Annotated in this window: 1 protein-coding gene; it reads left to right on the top strand. The window is 63.2% G+C overall.

What is annotated here, in order from left to right:
• A partial coding sequence (locus BLT60_RS23930; protein ID WP_139167966.1) for a DUF3604 domain-containing protein occupies positions 1–1,224 on the top strand: 1,224 nt, incomplete at its 5' end.
• Positions 1,225–1,376 lie beyond the last annotated feature (152 nt).

The raw sequence follows: 1,376 nt of genomic DNA, 5'->3' as shown, positions 1-1,376 counted from the left end.
CGCATGGCCGGGCACATCTTCACGGGGTCCGACGTTCGTTGGGAGAGCCCCGCTGGCCTCTCGGTCGTCTGGGCCGAAGAGAACACCCGCGCGTCGATCTGGGATGCGATGCATCGCAAGGAAACCTACGCAACCAGCGGCGTCCGCATCAAGCTGCGCTTCTTCGGTGGCTGGGATTATCAAGACGGTATCCTCGCCGAGCAGGACTGGGTCAAGCAAGCCTACGCTGGCGGCGCGACAATGGGCTCCGACCTGCCGTCAAAGCCGGGAGAGGCAAAAGCGCCGTCTTTTGTTGTCTGGGCGGTAAAGGACCCGACCGCGGCCAATCTTGACCGTATCCAGGTCGTGAAGGGTTGGACCAAGGACGGCCAGAGCTTCGAAAAGATCTACGACGTGGTGTGGTCGGGCGACCGCAAGCCGAACTTCGCTACCGGCGAGGTGCCGGCGATCGAAAGCACGGTCGATCTCGAAAAGGCGACCTATTCCGATACCGTCGGTGCTACCGAACTCAAGACGGTGTGGACCGACCCGGACTTCGATCCCAGCCAGCATGCCTTCTACTATGCGCGCGCGCTGGAAATCCCGACGCCGCGCTGGAGCACCATTCAGGCCAGGCAACTGGGCATCGAGCCGCCCGGCGTCGTTCCCGCCACCCAGCAGGAGCGCGCCTGGAGTTCGCCGATCTGGTACACGCCTACAACCGAGTTGCGCGAGGCTGCCACGCCCGGTCTCACCGTCGCAGACCTTACGCGGAACGGCGCCAAGGCTCTTACCGAGGATGAGTTGAAGACGCTGATCGTCGGCAAGGCAATCTGGGTGCGCAACAACGTCACCGGCGAGGATATGAAGGTCCGTTACGACGAGGACGGGTCGGCGGCCATCCTGCATGTCGGCCGCGATGCGTTGCTGCCGAGCCTGTTCGGCGACCTGCCGCAGCGTTCCTATCAGACGACGGCTGCCAACTACGATATTAGCGGCGGCAAGATCATCACCTACATCTCGGGCACGCCGATCACCATGGCGGTTTACAAGTCCACCGCTTCGCAGGGTGGAAATACGCCGCGTGAACAGCCGACCTATTTCGGTGCACGGAGCAACGAGTTCGGCCATGCTAACTACGAGATCCTGCTTAAGGGACCGGAGAACCTGGTCGAACTCCCGAAGACCGACGACATCCCCGACGACGAGCAGTCCAAGTACCTGAACACGCCCGAGAAGGAGTGAGCCGACTTGGCCGACGAAACGCCACGGCGGGGAGTTTCGGCTTCCCGCCGCTTCTTCGGCGGCCTGGCCCGCGAGCCGCTGGTCCACTTCCTGGTGATCGGCGGCCTGCTGCTCGGCGGCTATACGGTGCTCGAACGCGACCGTGTCGAGGA

Origin of the sequence: Bauldia litoralis, from assembly GCF_900104485.1 — a bacterium.
GTDB classification, from domain to species: Bacteria; Pseudomonadota; Alphaproteobacteria; order Rhizobiales; family Kaistiaceae; genus Bauldia; species Bauldia litoralis.
The sequence above is the reverse complement of the archived record's forward strand: the minus strand, read 5'-3'. Positions and strand labels throughout refer to the sequence as shown.